This is a genomic window from Nocardia sp. NPDC006630, from assembly GCF_040611495.1.
Taxonomy (GTDB): Bacteria; Actinomycetota; Actinomycetes; order Mycobacteriales; family Mycobacteriaceae; genus Nocardia.
In genome coordinates, this window is the sequence record NZ_JBEXOK010000010.1 from 17,629 (window position 1) to 32,855 (window position 15,227).

12 protein-coding genes and 1 pseudogene are annotated in these 15,227 nt (G+C 66.2%); all 13 read left to right on the plus strand.

The window, feature by feature from the left end; genetic code table 11:
* Positions 1-25 precede the first annotated feature (25 nt).
* Positions 26-580 (plus strand): NADH-quinone oxidoreductase subunit B family protein, encoded by a 555-nt coding sequence (locus ABZX86_RS28405; protein ID WP_327139455.1) that lies wholly within the window; start codon positions 26-28, stop codon positions 578-580.
* The gene (locus ABZX86_RS28410; RefSeq protein WP_355127725.1) at positions 577-1,371 is read left to right on the plus strand and encodes an NADH-quinone oxidoreductase subunit C; all 795 of its coding nucleotides are present in this window, start codon (positions 577-579) and stop codon (positions 1,369-1,371) included. The genes ABZX86_RS28405 and ABZX86_RS28410 overlap by 4 nt, the downstream gene beginning before the upstream one ends.
* Positions 1,371-2,720: an NADH dehydrogenase (quinone) subunit D gene (gene nuoD, locus ABZX86_RS28415; RefSeq protein WP_355127726.1), complete on the plus strand. Its 1,350-nt coding sequence runs from the start codon at positions 1,371-1,373 to the stop codon at positions 2,718-2,720. The genes ABZX86_RS28410 and nuoD overlap by 1 nt, the downstream gene beginning before the upstream one ends.
* Positions 2,717-3,412, plus strand: a complete 696-nt coding sequence (gene nuoE / locus ABZX86_RS28420; protein WP_355127727.1) for an NADH-quinone oxidoreductase subunit NuoE — start codon at positions 2,717-2,719, stop codon at positions 3,410-3,412. Before nuoD ends, nuoE begins: the two co-directional genes overlap by 4 nt.
* Complete coding sequence (gene nuoF / locus ABZX86_RS28425) at positions 3,409-4,725, plus strand: NADH-quinone oxidoreductase subunit NuoF (RefSeq protein ID WP_355127728.1); 1,317 nt, start codon at positions 3,409-3,411, stop codon at positions 4,723-4,725. The genes nuoE and nuoF overlap by 4 nt, the downstream gene beginning before the upstream one ends.
* Positions 4,722-7,187 (plus strand): NADH-quinone oxidoreductase subunit G, encoded by a 2,466-nt coding sequence (locus tag ABZX86_RS28430; protein ID WP_355127729.1) that lies wholly within the window; start codon positions 4,722-4,724, stop codon positions 7,185-7,187. The genes nuoF and ABZX86_RS28430 overlap by 4 nt, the downstream gene beginning before the upstream one ends.
* A 7-nt stretch (positions 7,188-7,194) precedes the next feature.
* A pseudogene (gene nuoH / locus ABZX86_RS28435) lies at positions 7,195-8,403 on the plus strand (NADH-quinone oxidoreductase subunit NuoH); the annotation flags it as partial.
* Positions 8,395-8,958, plus strand: a complete 564-nt coding sequence (gene nuoI, locus ABZX86_RS28440; protein WP_355128284.1) for an NADH-quinone oxidoreductase subunit NuoI — start codon at positions 8,395-8,397, stop codon at positions 8,956-8,958. The pseudogene nuoH and the gene nuoI, both read left to right, overlap by 9 nt.
* On the plus strand, positions 8,955-9,773 hold the full coding sequence (locus tag ABZX86_RS28445; RefSeq protein WP_355127730.1) for an NADH-quinone oxidoreductase subunit J: 819 nt from the start codon (positions 8,955-8,957) through the stop codon (positions 9,771-9,773). The genes nuoI and ABZX86_RS28445 overlap by 4 nt, the downstream gene beginning before the upstream one ends.
* Positions 9,770-10,069 (plus strand): NADH-quinone oxidoreductase subunit NuoK, encoded by a 300-nt coding sequence (gene nuoK, locus ABZX86_RS28450; RefSeq protein WP_297617092.1) that lies wholly within the window; start codon positions 9,770-9,772, stop codon positions 10,067-10,069. Before ABZX86_RS28445 ends, nuoK begins: the two co-directional genes overlap by 4 nt.
* A gap of 20 nt (positions 10,070-10,089) precedes the next feature.
* Positions 10,090-11,961, plus strand: a complete 1,872-nt coding sequence (gene nuoL / locus ABZX86_RS28455) for an NADH-quinone oxidoreductase subunit L (protein WP_355128286.1) — start codon at positions 10,090-10,092, stop codon at positions 11,959-11,961.
* Complete coding sequence (locus tag ABZX86_RS28460) at positions 11,958-13,574, plus strand: NADH-quinone oxidoreductase subunit M (protein WP_355127731.1); 1,617 nt, start codon at positions 11,958-11,960, stop codon at positions 13,572-13,574. The genes nuoL and ABZX86_RS28460 overlap by 4 nt, the downstream gene beginning before the upstream one ends.
* A complete protein-coding gene (nuoN, locus tag ABZX86_RS28465; RefSeq protein ID WP_355127732.1) occupies positions 13,571-15,187 on the plus strand; it encodes an NADH-quinone oxidoreductase subunit NuoN in 1,617 nt (538 codons plus the stop codon). The genes ABZX86_RS28460 and nuoN overlap by 4 nt, the downstream gene beginning before the upstream one ends.
* Positions 15,188-15,227 lie beyond the last annotated feature (40 nt).

Genomic DNA, 15,227 nt, shown 5'->3' on the forward strand with positions numbered 1-15,227 from the left:
TTCGATCCGGGAGATGTAGTTCGACATGGGTCTCGAGGAGAAACTGCCCAGCGGATTCCTGCTGAGCACGGTGGAAGATTTCGCGGGCTATCTGCGCAAGAGTTCGCTCTGGCCCGCAACATTCGGCCTGGCATGCTGCGCGATCGAAATGATGGCCACCGGCGGTGGACGATTCGATATCGCCCGCTTCGGCATGGAGGCGTTCCGCGCCTCGCCGCGCCAGGCCGATTTGATGATCGTCGCCGGACGGGTGAGCCAGAAGATGGCCCCCGTCCTGCGCCAGGTCTACGACCAGATGACCGAACCCAAATGGGTGCTGGCCATGGGTGTTTGCGCATCCTCGGGCGGCATGTTCAACAACTATGCCGTTGTGCAGGGCGTCGATCACGTCGTGCCGGTGGACATCTACCTGCCCGGCTGCCCGCCGCGGCCGGAGATGCTGTTGAACGCGATCCTGAAGCTGCACGAGAAGATTCAGGAAATGCCGCTCGGCGTCAATCGCGAGGAAGCCGTGCGGGCCGCCGAGGCCGCCGCGCTCGCCAGCCCCACGACCATTCAGATGAAGGGGCTGTTGCGATGAGCTTCGATTCACCGACCGAAAGCCCTCCGGAGGAGGCGACCGTGCAGCCACCCGCCGAGTCCGAGCGGGACATCGAGTCCACTCCGGACGAGATCGAGACTGCCGCAATCGAATCCGGGCAGCCTCCGGCCGATGAGGTGATCAGCACCCGCCAGGGCATGTTCGGCGTCACCGGCACCGGCGACACCTCCGGTTACGGCCGGCTGGTGCGCACCGTCAGCCTGCCCGGTGGCAGCGCGCCTCCGTACGGCGGCTACTTCGACGATCTGGTGACGGCGCTGAGCCGTGCGCTCGAAGGCGCCGGCATCGCGTTCGCGGATGTCATCGAGAAGATCGTGGTCTTCCGCGACGAACTCACCCTGCACGTGCACCGCGCGCACCTGCCGGTGGTCGCGAAGACATTGCGCGACAGCGAGGCTCTGCGTTTCGAGCTCTGCCTCGGCGTGAACGGCGCGCACTTCCCGGAGGACACCGGCCGCGAACTGCACGCGGTCTACCACCTGAACTCCATCACCCACAATCGCCGGGTGCGCCTGGAGGTTTCGGTCCCCGACGCGGATCCGCATCTCCCCTCGCTGTATTCCGTGTATCCGACCACGGATTGGCACGAGCGCGAGACCTACGACTTCTTCGGCATCCTGTTCGACGGCCACCCCTCGCTGACCCGGATTTCGATGCCCGACGACTGGCGCGGTCACCCCCAGCGCAAGGACTACCCGCTCGGCGGGATCCCGGTCGAGTACAAGGGTGCGCGCATCCCGCCGCCCGACGAGCGGAGGGCGTACCACTAATGAACGACACGGACGTATTCGAAAGTCAGCAGGACCAGTCGAATCCGGAGCCCGCACGGCGCCCGGAGCGCACGATCACCGTCGGCGGCAATGACTGGGATGAGATCTCCGCGGCCCTGGACGGCGCCGCCGAAGAACGCATTGTCGTGAATATGGGCCCGCAGCACCCCTCCACACACGGGGTGCTGCGCCTGATTCTCGAGATCGAGGGCGAGACCGTCACCGAGGCCCGCTGCGGCATCGGCTATCTGCACACCGGTATCGAGAAGAATCTGGAATATCGCAGCTGGGTGCAGGGCGTCACCTTTGTCACCCGCATGGACTATCTGTCGCCGTTCTTCAATGAGACGGCGTACTGCCTGGGTGTGGAGAAGCTCCTCGGCATCACCGACGATATTCCCGAGCGCGCCAGCGTCATTCGCGTCATGCTCATGGAGCTCAACCGCATCTCCTCGCATCTGGTCGCGCTCGCGACCGGCGGTATGGAGCTGGGTGCGCTGACGCCGATGCTCTTCGGATTCCGCGAGCGCGAACTCATCCTCGACGTGTTCGAGAACATCACCGGCCTGCGCATGAACCACGCCTACATCCGGCCCGGCGGCGTCTCCCAGGATCTGCCCGAGGACGGCGTCGCCAAGGTGCGCGAGCTGCTGGAGCTGCTGCCGAAGCGCCTGCGGGATATGGAACTTCTCCTCAATGAGAATCCCATCTGGAAGGCCCGCACCCGCAATGTCGGTGTGCTGGACCTGACCGGCTGTATGGCGCTGGGCATCACCGGTCCGGTGCTGCGCTCGACGGGCCTGCCCCACGATCTGCGCAAGGCGCAGCCGTACTGCGGTTACGAGACCTATGACTTCGATGTCATGGTCGATACCGGCTGCGACTGCTACGGCCGCTACCTCATCCGTGTGAACGAGATGAAGGAGTCGCTCAAGATCGTCGAGCAGTGCCTGGACCGGCTGCGACCGGGCCCGATCATGGTGGCGGACAAGAAGATCGCCTGGCCCGCGGACCTGGAGCTGGGTCCGGACGGTCTCGGCAACTCCCCCAAGCACATCTCCAAGATCATGGGCACCTCCATGGAGTCCCTCATCCACCACTTCAAGCTGGTGACCGAGGGCATGCGGGTCCCGCCCGGTCAGGTCTACGTGGCGGTCGAATCGCCGCGCGGTGAGCTGGGTGTGCACATGGTCAGCGACGGCGGCACCCGCCCGTATCGGGTGCACTACCGCGACCCCTCGTTCACGAATCTGCAAGCGGTGGCGGCAATGTGCGAGGGCGGTCTGCTCGCCGATGTCATCGCCTCGGTGGCCAGTATCGATCCGGTGATGGGCGGGGTGGACCGATGACAGAGATTCTGCTGAACCTGACCGTGCGCCCCATTCCGTATCCGCAGGAGGTGCACGACCGCCTGCAATTGGAGGCGAAGGAGATCATCGAGCGCTATCCGCATCCGCGCTCGGCCCTGCTGCCCCTTTTGCATCTGGTGCAATCGGTGGAGAGCTATGTCTCCGGCACCGGCATCGAATTCTGTGCCGAGCAGCTGGGATTGACCGATGCCGAGGTGACCGCGGTGGCCACCTTCTACTCCATGTACCGGCGCAGCCGCACCGGCGATTTCCATGTCGGCGTCTGCACGAACACGCTGTGCGCGGTCATGGGCGGCGATGAGATCATGTCGGACCTGAAGCAGCACCTGGGCATCGGGCACGGGGAGACGACTGCCGATGGTGCGGTCACCCTCGAACACATCGAGTGCAATGCGGCGTGCGATTTCGCGCCGGTGATCATGGTCAACTGGGAGTTCCTCGACAATCAGACGCCGGAATCGGCACGGGAACTGGTGGATTCGCTGCGCCGCGGTGACCCGGTCACCGGGTCCCGCAGCGGTATTCCGCTCTGCAATTTCCGGGAGACCGCGCGCATTCTCGCGGGCTATCCGGATGCGCGCCCGGGTGCCACGGACGGCGTCGCCGGTCCGGCCACGCTCGCGGGACTGCATGCGGCCGAGCAGGATTCGACCGAGGGAGGCGTCAAGTGACGACACTGACCCCGGTCCTGTCCAAGCACTGGGCCGAGCCCGATTCCTGGACGCTGCCCTCCTACCGCCGCCAGGGCGGTTACCGCGCGCTCCCGAAGGCGCTGCGCATGCAGCCCGACGAGGTCATCGCCACCGTCAAGGACTCCGGTCTGCGCGGACGCGGCGGCGCGGGCTTCCCGACCGGTATGAAGTGGGGCTTCATCCCGCAGGGCCCGGGCCCCGACGGCGTGACCAAACCGCACTACCTGGTGGTCAATGCCGATGAGTCGGAACCGGGTACCTGCAAGGACATTCCGCTCATGCTGGCGACCCCGCACACCCTGATCGAGGGTGTGATCATCGCGTCGTACGCCATTCGCGCCTCACACGCCTTCATCTATGTGCGCGGCGAGGTGGTGCCGGTCCTGCGCCGGCTGCAGGCTGCTGTCGAACAGGCTTATGCCGCAGGCTATATCGGCCAGAACATCCAGGGTTCGGGCTACGACCTGGAGATCGTGGTGCACGCGGGCGCGGGTGCGTACATCTGCGGTGAGGAGACCGCACTGCTCGATTCCCTCGAGGGCCGTCGCGGTCAGCCGCGCCTGCGTCCCCCGTTCCCGGCCGTCGCGGGTCTCTACGCCTGCCCGACCGTGGTCAACAATGTGGAATCCATTGCCTCCGTACCGGCGATCATCGCCAATGGCGTGGAGTGGTTCCGGTCCTTCGGCACCGAGAAGTCGCCGGGCTTCACGCTGTACTCGTTCTCCGGTCACGTGACGCGACCGGGGCAGTATGAAGCGCCCCTCGGAATCACCCTGCGGGAGTTGCTGAAACACGCGGGCGGCGTCCGCGCGGGGCACACCCTGAAGTTCTGGACCCCGGGCGGTTCCTCCACTCCGATCTTCACCGCGGAGCACCTCGACGTCGCGCTCGACTACGAGGGTGTGACCGCTGCCGGATCCATGCTGGGCACCAAGGCCTTGCAGATCTTCGACGACACCACCTGTGTGGTGCGCGCCGTACTGCGCTGGACCGAGTTCTACGCCCACGAATCCTGCGGTAAGTGCACACCGTGCCGTGAGGGCACGTACTGGCTGGTCCAGCTGCTGGAACGGCTGGAGAAGGGGCAGGGCGACGAAACCGACCTCGACAAGCTGCTGGACATTGCCGACAACGTCAACGGCAAATCCTTCTGCGCGCTCGGTGACGGTGCGGCCAGCCCGATCTTCTCCTCCCTCAAGTACTTCCGCGACGAGTACGTCGAGCATCTGCGCCTCGGCGCGTGCCCGTTCGACCCGGCCCGGTCCACCGTCTGGGCTGAAGGAGCGCGATGACACAGACAGTCAACTCCAATACCAGCGATGTGACGCCTGCCGATATGGTCAGCGTAATCATCGACGGCACAACGGTTTCGGTGCCCGTCGGGACCCTGGTGATCCGCGCCGCCGAGCTCGTCGGCATTCAGATCCCGCGCTTCTGCGATCACCCGCTGCTCGACCCGGTCGGCGCCTGCCGGCAGTGCCTGGTCGATGTGGAGGGGCAGCGCAAGCCGGTCGCCTCCTGTACGCAGACGGTCAGCGAGGGCATGGTCATCCGCACCCAGCTGTCCTCCCCCGCCGCCGCCAAGGCGCAGGAGGGGGTGATGGAGCTGCTGCTCATCAATCACCCGCTGGACTGCCCGGTGTGCGATAAGGGCGGCGAATGCCCGCTGCAGAACCAGGCCATGTCCTCCGGTCGCGCCGAATCGCGGTTCGACGGTGAGAAGCGCACCTACCCCAAGCCGATTCCGCTGTCCTCGGCGATTCTGCTGGACCGGGAACGCTGCGTGCTCTGCGCCCGCTGTACCCGCTTCTCGCAGCAGGTGGCCGGTGATCCGTTCATCGAGCTGATGGATCGTGGTGCGCTGCAGCAGGTCGGCATTGCCGCCGGGGAGCCGATGGACTCCTACTTCTCCGGCAATACCGTGCAGATCTGCCCGGTGGGCGCGCTCACCGGCAGCACCTACCGCTTCCGGGCGCGGCCCTTCGATCTGGTGTCCAGTCCGGCCGTGTGCGAGCACTGCGCTTCCGGATGCGCACAGCGCACCGATCACCGCCGCGGCAAGGTCATGCGCCGCCTCGCCGGTGACGATCCGCAGGTCAACGAGGAATGGAACTGCGACAAGGGACGATTCGCATTCCAGTACGCCACCGAGCGGGATCGGCTGACCACCCCGCTGGTGCGCACCTGGGACGGGACGCTGCAGCCCGCCTCGTGGTCGGAGGCCATCACGGCCGCCGCACGCGGGTTGGCCGCAGCGCACGGCAATGCCGGTGTGCTGGTGGGCGGTCGTGTCACCGTGGAGGACGCCTACGCGTACTCCAAGTTCGCGCGGGTCGCCCTCGATACCAATGACATCGACTTCCGCGCCCGCGAGCACTCCGCGGAGGAGGCCGACTTCCTCGCCGCCCGCATTGCCGGGCAGGGCATCACCGTCGACTACGCGGCGCTGGAGCGGGCGCCGATCGTATTGTTCGCCGGGTTCGAGGCCGAAGAAGAGTCGCCGATGATCTATCTGCGGCTGCGCAAGGCGGCGCGCAAGCGCGGCACCGAGATCTACTCGCTCGCGCCGTTCACCACGCGCGGGTTGCAGCGCATGAACGGCACGCTGCTGCCGACCTCGCCCGGTGCGGAGGCATATCTCCTGGAGGCCATCCGCACGGGCGATTCCGCCGCTGTCGCCATCGCTCCCGGTCATCTGCAGCATGTCGCCACCATGCTGCGCGAGCCCGATGCGCTCATCATCGTCGGCGAGCGGCTCGGCGGCATCCCCGGCGGGTTGTCGGCGGCCGCGCGCCTGGCCGATGAGACCGGGGCCGGGCTGGCCTGGATTCCGCGGCGTGCCGGTGAACGTGGTGCGCTCGAGGCGGGTGCGCTGCCGGTGCTACTGCCGGGCGGCCGACCGGTCGCTGATCCTGTTGCGCGCCAACAGGTTCGCAATGCCTGGGGTGTCGGAGAGCTGCCGACTGCTCCGGGCCGCGATACCGCTGCCATTCTTGCCGCCGCACCGACGCTGGGCGCACTGCTCATCGGCGGCGTGGAGGTCGGCGATATGCCCGATCCACATGCCGCGCTCACCGCCATCGACGCCGCGAGTTTTGTGGTGAGCCTGGAACTTCGGGGCAGCGATATCAGCGAGCGCGCCGATGTCGTCTTCCCGGTGGCCTCGGCCATGGAGAAGGCCGGCACCTTCCTCACCTGGGAGGGCCGCCACCGGCAATTCGATGCGGCACTGCGTGATTCGACCGTGCGCCGGGAATCCGCGCCCATGCCGGAACACCGTGTCCTCGATGCCATCGCCCAGGAGATGGGCGTGCGGCTCGGACTGCCCGATGTGGCAAGTGCCCGAGCCGAATTGGCGGATATGGGGGTGTGGGACGGCCCGGCCGCCACCACCCCGGCGCTGCCGCCGCAACCGCTCGCGCAGGCGGTCTCGGGCACCGCCGTGCTTGCCGCCTGGCGCATGCTCATCGACCGCGGCCGCCTGCAGGACGGTGAACCCAATCTGGCCGGCACCGCCCGCCCGCCGGTGGTGCGGCTCTCGCACGATACCGCTGCCGAAATCGGCGCCACCACAGGCGATCCGGTGACGGTCGGCAACGATCACGGTCATATCACCCTGCCCCTGGTCATCACCGAGATGCCGGACCGGGTCGTATGGCTGCCCATGAATTCCCCGGGGGCCGATGTGCTGGTGCAGCTCGGCACCACGCCCGGCCACCTCGTGCGCATCCGTCGGGAGGACCACCGTGAGTGATCTGAGTATGTTCGGCCACGACCCGTGGTGGCTGGTGCTGATCAAATCCGTCGGCATCTTCGTCTTCCTGCTGCTCATCCCGATGCTGGCGGTGTACGCGGAGCGCAAGATCGTGGCGTTCATGCAGATGCGCGTCGGCCCGAACCGGGTCGGCCCGCGCGGGAGTCTGCAGTCCATTGCCGACGGCGTGAAGATGCTCCTCAAAGAGGACATCATCCCGACCATCGTGGACAAGCCCATCTTCATTCTGGCGCCGATCATTTCGCTGATTCCGGCCGTGATGGCGTTCGCGGTGATTCCGTTCGGGCCCGAGGTCTCCATGTTCGGGCACCGCACGCCGCTGCAGCTGACGGATATGCCGGTGGGTGTGCTCTACGTGCTGGCCATGGCCTCGGTGGGTGTGTACGGAATCGTGCTGGCGGGCTGGTCTTCCGGCTCCACCTACCCGCTGCTGGGCGGGTTGCGCTCCACCGCGCAGGTCATCTCCTACGAGATCGCCATGGCGCTGTGCTTCGCGGCGGTCTTCCTGCTCTCGGGCAGTATGGCCACCTCGGATATCGTGCGGGCGCAGTTCGGCACCTGGTACGTCTTCCTGCTGCTGCCTTCGTTCCTCATCTACGCGGTGTCCATGGTCGGTGAGACCAACCGTGCGCCCTTCGATCTGCCCGAGGCCGAGGGTGAGCTGGTCGGCGGTTTCCACACCGAGTACTCCTCGCTGAAGTTCGCCATGTTCATGATGGCCGAGTACATCAATATGGCGACGGTTTCCGCGCTGGCCACCACGCTGTTCTTCGGCGGCTGGCACGCGCCGTTCCCGATCAGCCTGTGGGCGGGCGCCAATCACGGCTGGTGGCCGATGATCTGGTTCGTCGCCAAGGTGTGGACCTTCCTGTTCGTGTTCATCTGGTTGCGTGGCACCCTGCCGCGACTGCGCTACGACCAGTTCATGAATCTCGGCTGGAAGATGCTGATTCCGATCTCGCTGGCCTGGGTCATGTTCGTGGCGACGCTGCGCGCGCTGCAGAACAACGGCATTCACGTCCAGACGCCGGGCATGGTCATCGGCGGCCTGGTGGTCGCCGCGGTGATGATCGGCATGGTGCTGCGCGCCGGGCATGCGGGCGACGATCGTTCCAAGGCCGCACCGGATGCGGATGCGACCCGGATGTATTCGGACTTTCCGGTGCCGCCCATGCCGGCCGAGCCGATGGCCTCGACACCGAAATCCGGTCTGCTGGAACCGCTCGGCGGGTTCTACGTCACCGCCGCCACCATGTTCAAGAAGCCGAATACCGAGATGTACCCGGAGGTCAAAACCCCGACGGCGCCGCGCTATCACGGGCGGCACCAGCTCAATCGGCATCCGGACGGGCTGGAGAAGTGCATCGGCTGCGAGCTGTGCGCCTGGGCCTGCCCGGCCGACGCCATCTATGTGGAGGGCGCGGACAACACCGAGGAGGAGCGCTTCTCACCCGGTGAGCGCTACGGCCAGGTCTATCAGATCAACTACCTGCGCTGCATCGGTTGCGGCCTGTGCATCGAGGCGTGCCCGACCCGGGCGCTGACCATGACCAACGAGTACGAGATGGCCGATGACAATCGCGCCGATCTCATCCTCGAGAAGCGGGATCTGCTCGCGCCCATGCTGGCGGGTATGCAGCCCGCGCCGCACGCCATGTACCCGGGCGCGGACGAGGGCACCTACTACCGCGGTGAAGTCCCCGGTGCGGCAGTCGAACTCGCGGGAGTCGAAGGAGGGGTCAAGCGATGAATTCCCTCTACGCCCAACCGGCGCAGCAGGTGATCACGCACACCTCCACCGGCGAGGCCGTGCAGTTCTGGATTCTGGCCGTCATCGCGGTGGTCGGCGCGCTGGGCATGGTGTGCGCACGCAAGGCCGTGCATTCGGCACTGTGCCTGGCGGCCACCATGATCACGCTCTCGGCCTTCTATATCGCCGAGAACGCGCTGTTCCTGGGCATTGTGCAGATTGTCGTCTACACCGGCGCGGTCATGATGCTGTTCCTGTTCGTGTTGATGCTGGTCGGCGTGGACTCGCAGGAATCGCTGCGAGAGACATTGCGGGGCCAGCGGATTGCGGTCATCGTCGTCGGCGTCGGGTTCGGCATGCTGATCATCGCCGCGCTCGCGCGCGGTATGAAGTCCACCAGCGTCGCGGCCACCGGCCCGGGGCTGGGCGGTAAGGATGCCATCGGGGCGCTGGCCGAACTCATCTTCGTGCGCTACGTCTGGGCCTTCGAACTGACCGGCGCACTGCTCATCACCGCCACCATCGGCGCCATGGTGCTCGCGCACCGGGAGAAGTTCGGCCCGCGCGCCGATCAGCGCGAACTGTCCAAACAGCGATTCCGGGACGGCAGGCGGGTCACACCGCTGCCGACACCCGGCGTGTACGCCCGCCACAATGCCGTCGACGCACCGGCGCGACTGCCGGACGGCTCCTTCGAGGAGCTGTCGGTCAGTTCCATTCTGCGGCATCGCCGCAATCGCGCCCACGAGGAAGCGGTGGTGCGCACGGTCGGCAGCGGCAGTGGTGACGACAATTCAGAGGAAGGCTCGCGGTGAACCCGGACAACTATCTGTATCTCTCCGCCCTGCTCTTCACCATCGGCGCGGCCGGAGTGCTGGTGCGGCGCAATGCGATCGTGGTGTTCATGTGCATCGAGCTCATGCTCAATGCGGTGAACCTGGCGTTTGTCACCTTCGCCCGGCTGCACGCCAATCTGGACGGGCAGGTGTTCGCCTTCTTCACCATGGTGGTCGCGGCCGCCGAGGTCGTGGTCGGCCTGGCCATCATCATGACCATCTTCCGTGCCCGCCGCTCGACCTCGGTCGACGACGCCAGTCTGCTGCGGTACTAACCATGACAACTGCACAGATGATGCTGTGGCTGCTGCCGGCGCTGCCCCTCGGCGGCGCCGTATTCCTGCTGATGCTGGGACGAATCAGCGATAAGTGGGGTCACTGGGTCGGTACCGCGCTGGCTCTAGGATCCTTCGGGGTGGCGATCTGGGCCTTCTCGGAGATGCTCGATCGCTCCAATGCCACTCGCGGCGTGCACTACACCCTGTTCAGCTGGGTGCCGGTCACCGGGTTCAAGGTCGATGCCGCACTGCAATTGGATCAGCTGTCGATGTGCTTCGCGCTGCTGATCACCGGTGTCGGATCGCTGATCCACATCTATTCGATCGGGTACATGGCACACGACGAGGGACGGCGGCGGTTCTTCGCCTACCTCAATCTGTTCCTGGCGGCCATGCTGGTGCTGGTGCTCGCGGACAACTTCCTGGTGCTGTATCTCGGCTGGGAAGGCGTCGGTCTGGCGTCGTACCTGCTGATCGGGTTCTGGTACCACAAGCCTTCCGCCGCAACCGCTGCCAAGAAGGCGTTCGTGGTCAACCGGGTCGGCGATATGGGTCTGGCGATCGCGCTCATGATCATGTTCGCGACCTTCGGCAGCATCGACTTCCGGACGGTGTTCGGGGCGGCGCATCAGGCGAGCAGTGGAACCCTCACTGCCATCGGCCTGCTGCTGCTGCTCGGCGCGTGCGGTAAGTCGGCGCAGGTGCCGCTGCAGGCCTGGCTCGGGGACGCGATGGAGGGCCCGACTCCGGTGTCGGCGCTCATCCACGCGGCCACCATGGTCACCGCCGGTGTGTATCTGATCGCGCGTTCGAATCCGATCTTCGATCTGGCGCCGGGCGCGCAGGCCGCGGTGATGGCGGTCGGTGCGGTCACGCTGCTGTACGGCGCGATCATCGGCTGCGCCAAGGACGACATCAAGAAGGCCCTCGCCGCCTCGACGATGAGTCAGATCGGCTACATGATTCTGGCGGCGGGCCTCGGCCCGGTCGGATATGCCGCAGCCATCATGCATTTGCTGACACACGGGTTCTTCAAGGCCGGGCTGTTCCTCGGTGCGGGGTCGGTCATGCACGCCATGGACGACGAAACCGACATGCGAAGGTACGGCGGACTGCGCAAACTGCTGCCGATCACCTACGTCACCTTCGGGCTCGGCTATCTCGCCATCCTCGGAGTGCCGCCCTTCGCGGGGTTCTGGTCCAAGGACCGGATTATCGAAGCAGCCTTCGCGCACGGCGGATTCGGCGGCATCATCACCGGACTCGCGGCGCTGGCCGGTGCGGGTATCACCGCGTTCTACATGACCCGCGTCATGCTGCTCACCTTCTTCGGTGAGAAGCGCTGGAAGGAAGGGGTGCATCCGCACGAATCCCCCGCCTCCATGACCGGCCCGATGATCCTGCTGGCCATCGGTTCCGTCACCTCCGGCGCACTGCTGGCCTACGGTTCCTCGCTGCAGAATTGGCTGGCGCCGGTGGTCGGCACCCATCACGGTGAGCCGATCATCCCCGTGTGGGCCATCACCTTCTTCGCCCTGGCCGTGGTGGCCGCGGGCGCATGGGTGGCCTACGACCAGTACGCGGCGCATCCGATTCCCGAAATCGCCCCGGAGGGAACGGCTCTCACCCAGGCGGCCCGCCGCGATCTCTACGGCGACGCGTTCAACGAGGGTGCGTTCATGCGGCCCGGTCAGCATCTGACCCGCTCGCTGGTCTTCGTCGACAATCGCGGTATCGACGGTCTGGTCAATACCACCGCCGCCATGATCGGCGGGCTGTCGGGCCGAGTCCGGCGGCTGCAGACCGGTTTTGTGCGCTCCTACGCTCTGTCCATGTTCACCGGCGCGGCACTGGTGGCCGCCGCCCTGCTGGCGGTGAGGTTGTTTTGAGTGACTTTCCCTGGCTGACAATGCTGTGGGCGGTGCCCATGGTGGGGGCCGCGCTGGTGCTGTTCTTCCCGTCCGCCTGGCGCAGCGGGGCGCGAATCTTCGCGCTGCTGGTGTCGCTGGGCACGCTCGGGATCGCGATCTGGCTGGCCACGCAGTTCAAAACCGGTGGGGCGCAGTATCAGTTCGTCGAATCGCGGGAGTGGATTCCGGCCTTCGGGGCCGGATACACCCTCGGCATCGACGGTATCGCCCTGGTGCTGATCCTGCTCACCGCAGGTTTGGCGCCGCTGCTCATTCTCGCCGGCTGGCAGGACGAGCGCGAGGTCGGCAACGGTCCGCGCGTGGCGCACTACTACGTGGCGCTCATGCTCGTGGTGGAAGCCATGGTGCTGATCTCCTTCACCGCCTTGGACATTCTGCTGTTCTACGTCTTCTTCGAGGTCATGCTCATCCCGATGTACTTCCTCATCGGCGGGTTCGGGCCGCGTGTGGGAGATCCGGGCATGCGGGCCCAGCGGTCGCGGGCGGCGGTGAAGTTCCTGCTGTACAACCTGTTCGGCGGGCTCATCATGCTGGCGGCGGTCATCGGGCTGTATGTACTGACCGCGCGGGAGAAGCTCGGCTTGCACGGGGCCGGGACGTTCGATTTCCGGGTCGTGATGCATGCCGCCAACTCCGGGCAGCTGGGCGCGACGCCCGCGGTGCTGAACGCGCTGTTCCTCGGATTCATGTTCGCCTTCGCGGTGAAAGCGCCGCTGTGGCCGTTGCACACCTGGTTGCCGGATGCGGCCGTGGCCGCCACTCCGGCCAGTGCGGTACTCATGATGGCGGTGGTCGACAAGGTCGGGACCTTCGGCATGCTGCGCTACTGCCTGCTGCTGTTCCCCTCCGCCACAGCGACTTACGCGCCGTTCATCAGTGTGCTCGCGGTGATCGGCATCATCTACGGGGCGCTACTGGCCATCGGGCAGACCGATGTCATGAGGCTCATCGCCTACACCTCGATCTCGCACTTCGGCTTCATCATTCTCGGGATCTTCGCGCTCACCACGCAGGGCGGATCCGGGGCGACGCTGTACATGGTCAATCACGGGATCTCCACCGCGGCGCTGTTCCTGATCGCTGGATTCCTGGTGTCGCGCAGGGGAAGTCGGCTCATTGCCGCGTACGGCGGGGTGCAGAAGGTCGCGCCGATTCTGGCGGGCACCTTCTTCATCTCCGGTCTGGCGACGCTCTCGATGCCCGGACTCGCACCTTTCATCAGCGAATTCCTGGTGCTGATCGGCACATTCACGCGGTACCCGGTGGCGGCGATCTTCGCGGCCAGCGCCCTGGTGCTCGCGGCGCTGTATGTGCTGTGGATGTACCAGCGGATGATGACCGGGCCGGTCAAGGAGGGCAATGAGCGGCTCTACGACCTGCTGCCCCGAGAAATGGTGGTCGTGGTCCCGCTCATCGCCGCGCTGCTGTTCCTGGGCGCGTACCCGAAACCCGTTCTGGACCGCATCGATCCGGCGGTGGCCCGCACGCTCGACACCATCGGACAGCACGATCCGGCGCCGGCCGTGAAACCCGAAGCCGCACAGACACCTAGCGGAGGTGCTCACAAGTGAGTGCTACACCCTTGATCCTCGCCACCGTGTCCGTTCCCGCGCCGAGTATCGAGTACCGCGATCTCGCGCCGATGCTCATCGTGTTCGGCGTCGCGGTCGCGGGCGTACTGGTGGAGGCGTTCGCGCCCAGGCAATCCCGGTACCTGATTCAACTGATCCTCGGGCTCGGCGGCATGGGTGTCGCGCTCGGCGCGGTGATCGGGCTGCGCGGCACCAATGAGACCGCGGTGGTCGGGGCGGTCGCCATCGACGGGGTGACGCTGTATTTGCAGGGCACCATCCTGGTCGTCTCGATCCTCGGGCTGCTGTTCATTGCCGAGCGCCGGTCCGATCGGCAGCCGGTGCGCAAGGAAGGGCCGGGCACCTGGAGCCTCACCGCCTCGCGCGGGGTGGACGCCTTTGCTCCGCAGGCCGCGTCCATGCCGGGCAGTTCCGACGAAATCGCCGCTACGCGAGCGGGAGTCGCCACCACCGAGGTCTTCCCGCTCACGCTCTTCGCGGTGGCCGGGCTCATGCTCTTCCCGGCGTCCAATGATCTGCTGACGATGTTCGTGGCGCTGGAAGTGCTGTCGCTGCCGCTGTACCTGCTGTGCGGGCTGGCCCGCCGACAGCGGTTGCTGTCGCAGGAAGCGGCATTGAAGTACTTCCTGCTGGGCGCGTTCTCGTCGGCGTTCTTCCTCTACGGAATGGCATTGCTCTACGGCTACGCCGGGACCGTACGGCTCTCCGGGATCGCCGATGCGGTTGCCCGCGACACCAGCTCCTCGCACACCCTGGCGGTGCTGGGTGTGGGCATGCTGGCCGTCGGGCTGCTCTTCAAGATCGGTGCGGTGCCGTTCCAGTCCTGGGTGCCCGATGTGTACCAGGGCGCGCCTACTCCGATCACCGGATTCATGGCCGCCGCAACCAAAATCGCGGCGGTCGGCGCCATGTTGCGGGTGCTCTACGTGGCGGTCCCCGGGCTGCGCAATGACTGGCGGCCGGTGCTCGCGGCCATCGCCATTGCCACCATGGTGGTCGGCGCGGTCTTCGCCATCACGCAGACGGATATGAAGCGTATGCTCGCGTATTCGTCGGTGGCGCACGCCGGCTTCATTCTCACGGCCCTGGTCGCCGCCAATACGGCGGGCGTCTCCTCGGTGCTGTTCTACCTCGCGGTCTACGGCCTCGGAACCCTCGGCGCCTTCGCCGTGGTCAGCCTGGTCCGCGACGAAAACGGTGACGAGGCAACGTCTCTCTCGGCCTGGGCGGGAATGGGACGCCGCTCTCCCTGGCTCGCGTCCATCTTCTCCCTGTTCCTGCTCTCCTTCGCCGGAATTCCGCTCACCAGCGGCTTCATCGCCAAGTTCGCAGTCTTCGAAGCCGCGTCCTCCGGCGAGGCCGCAACCCTGGTCATCGTCGGTGTGATCAGCAGCGCCATCGCGGCCTTCTTCTACATCCGCGTCATCGTCCTGATGTTCTTCACCGACGCACCCACCACTTCCGCCACCGTCGTTTCCCCCACCCTCACCACCACGGTGGTCGCCCTGACCGCGGCATCAACCCTCGTCCTCGGCATCTTCCCCCAGCCCCTGCTGGACCTCGCCAAGAACGCGGCCACCTTCGCACACTGATCCCACGAACAAAGGCCCGCCGCGATTTCGTGGCGGGCCT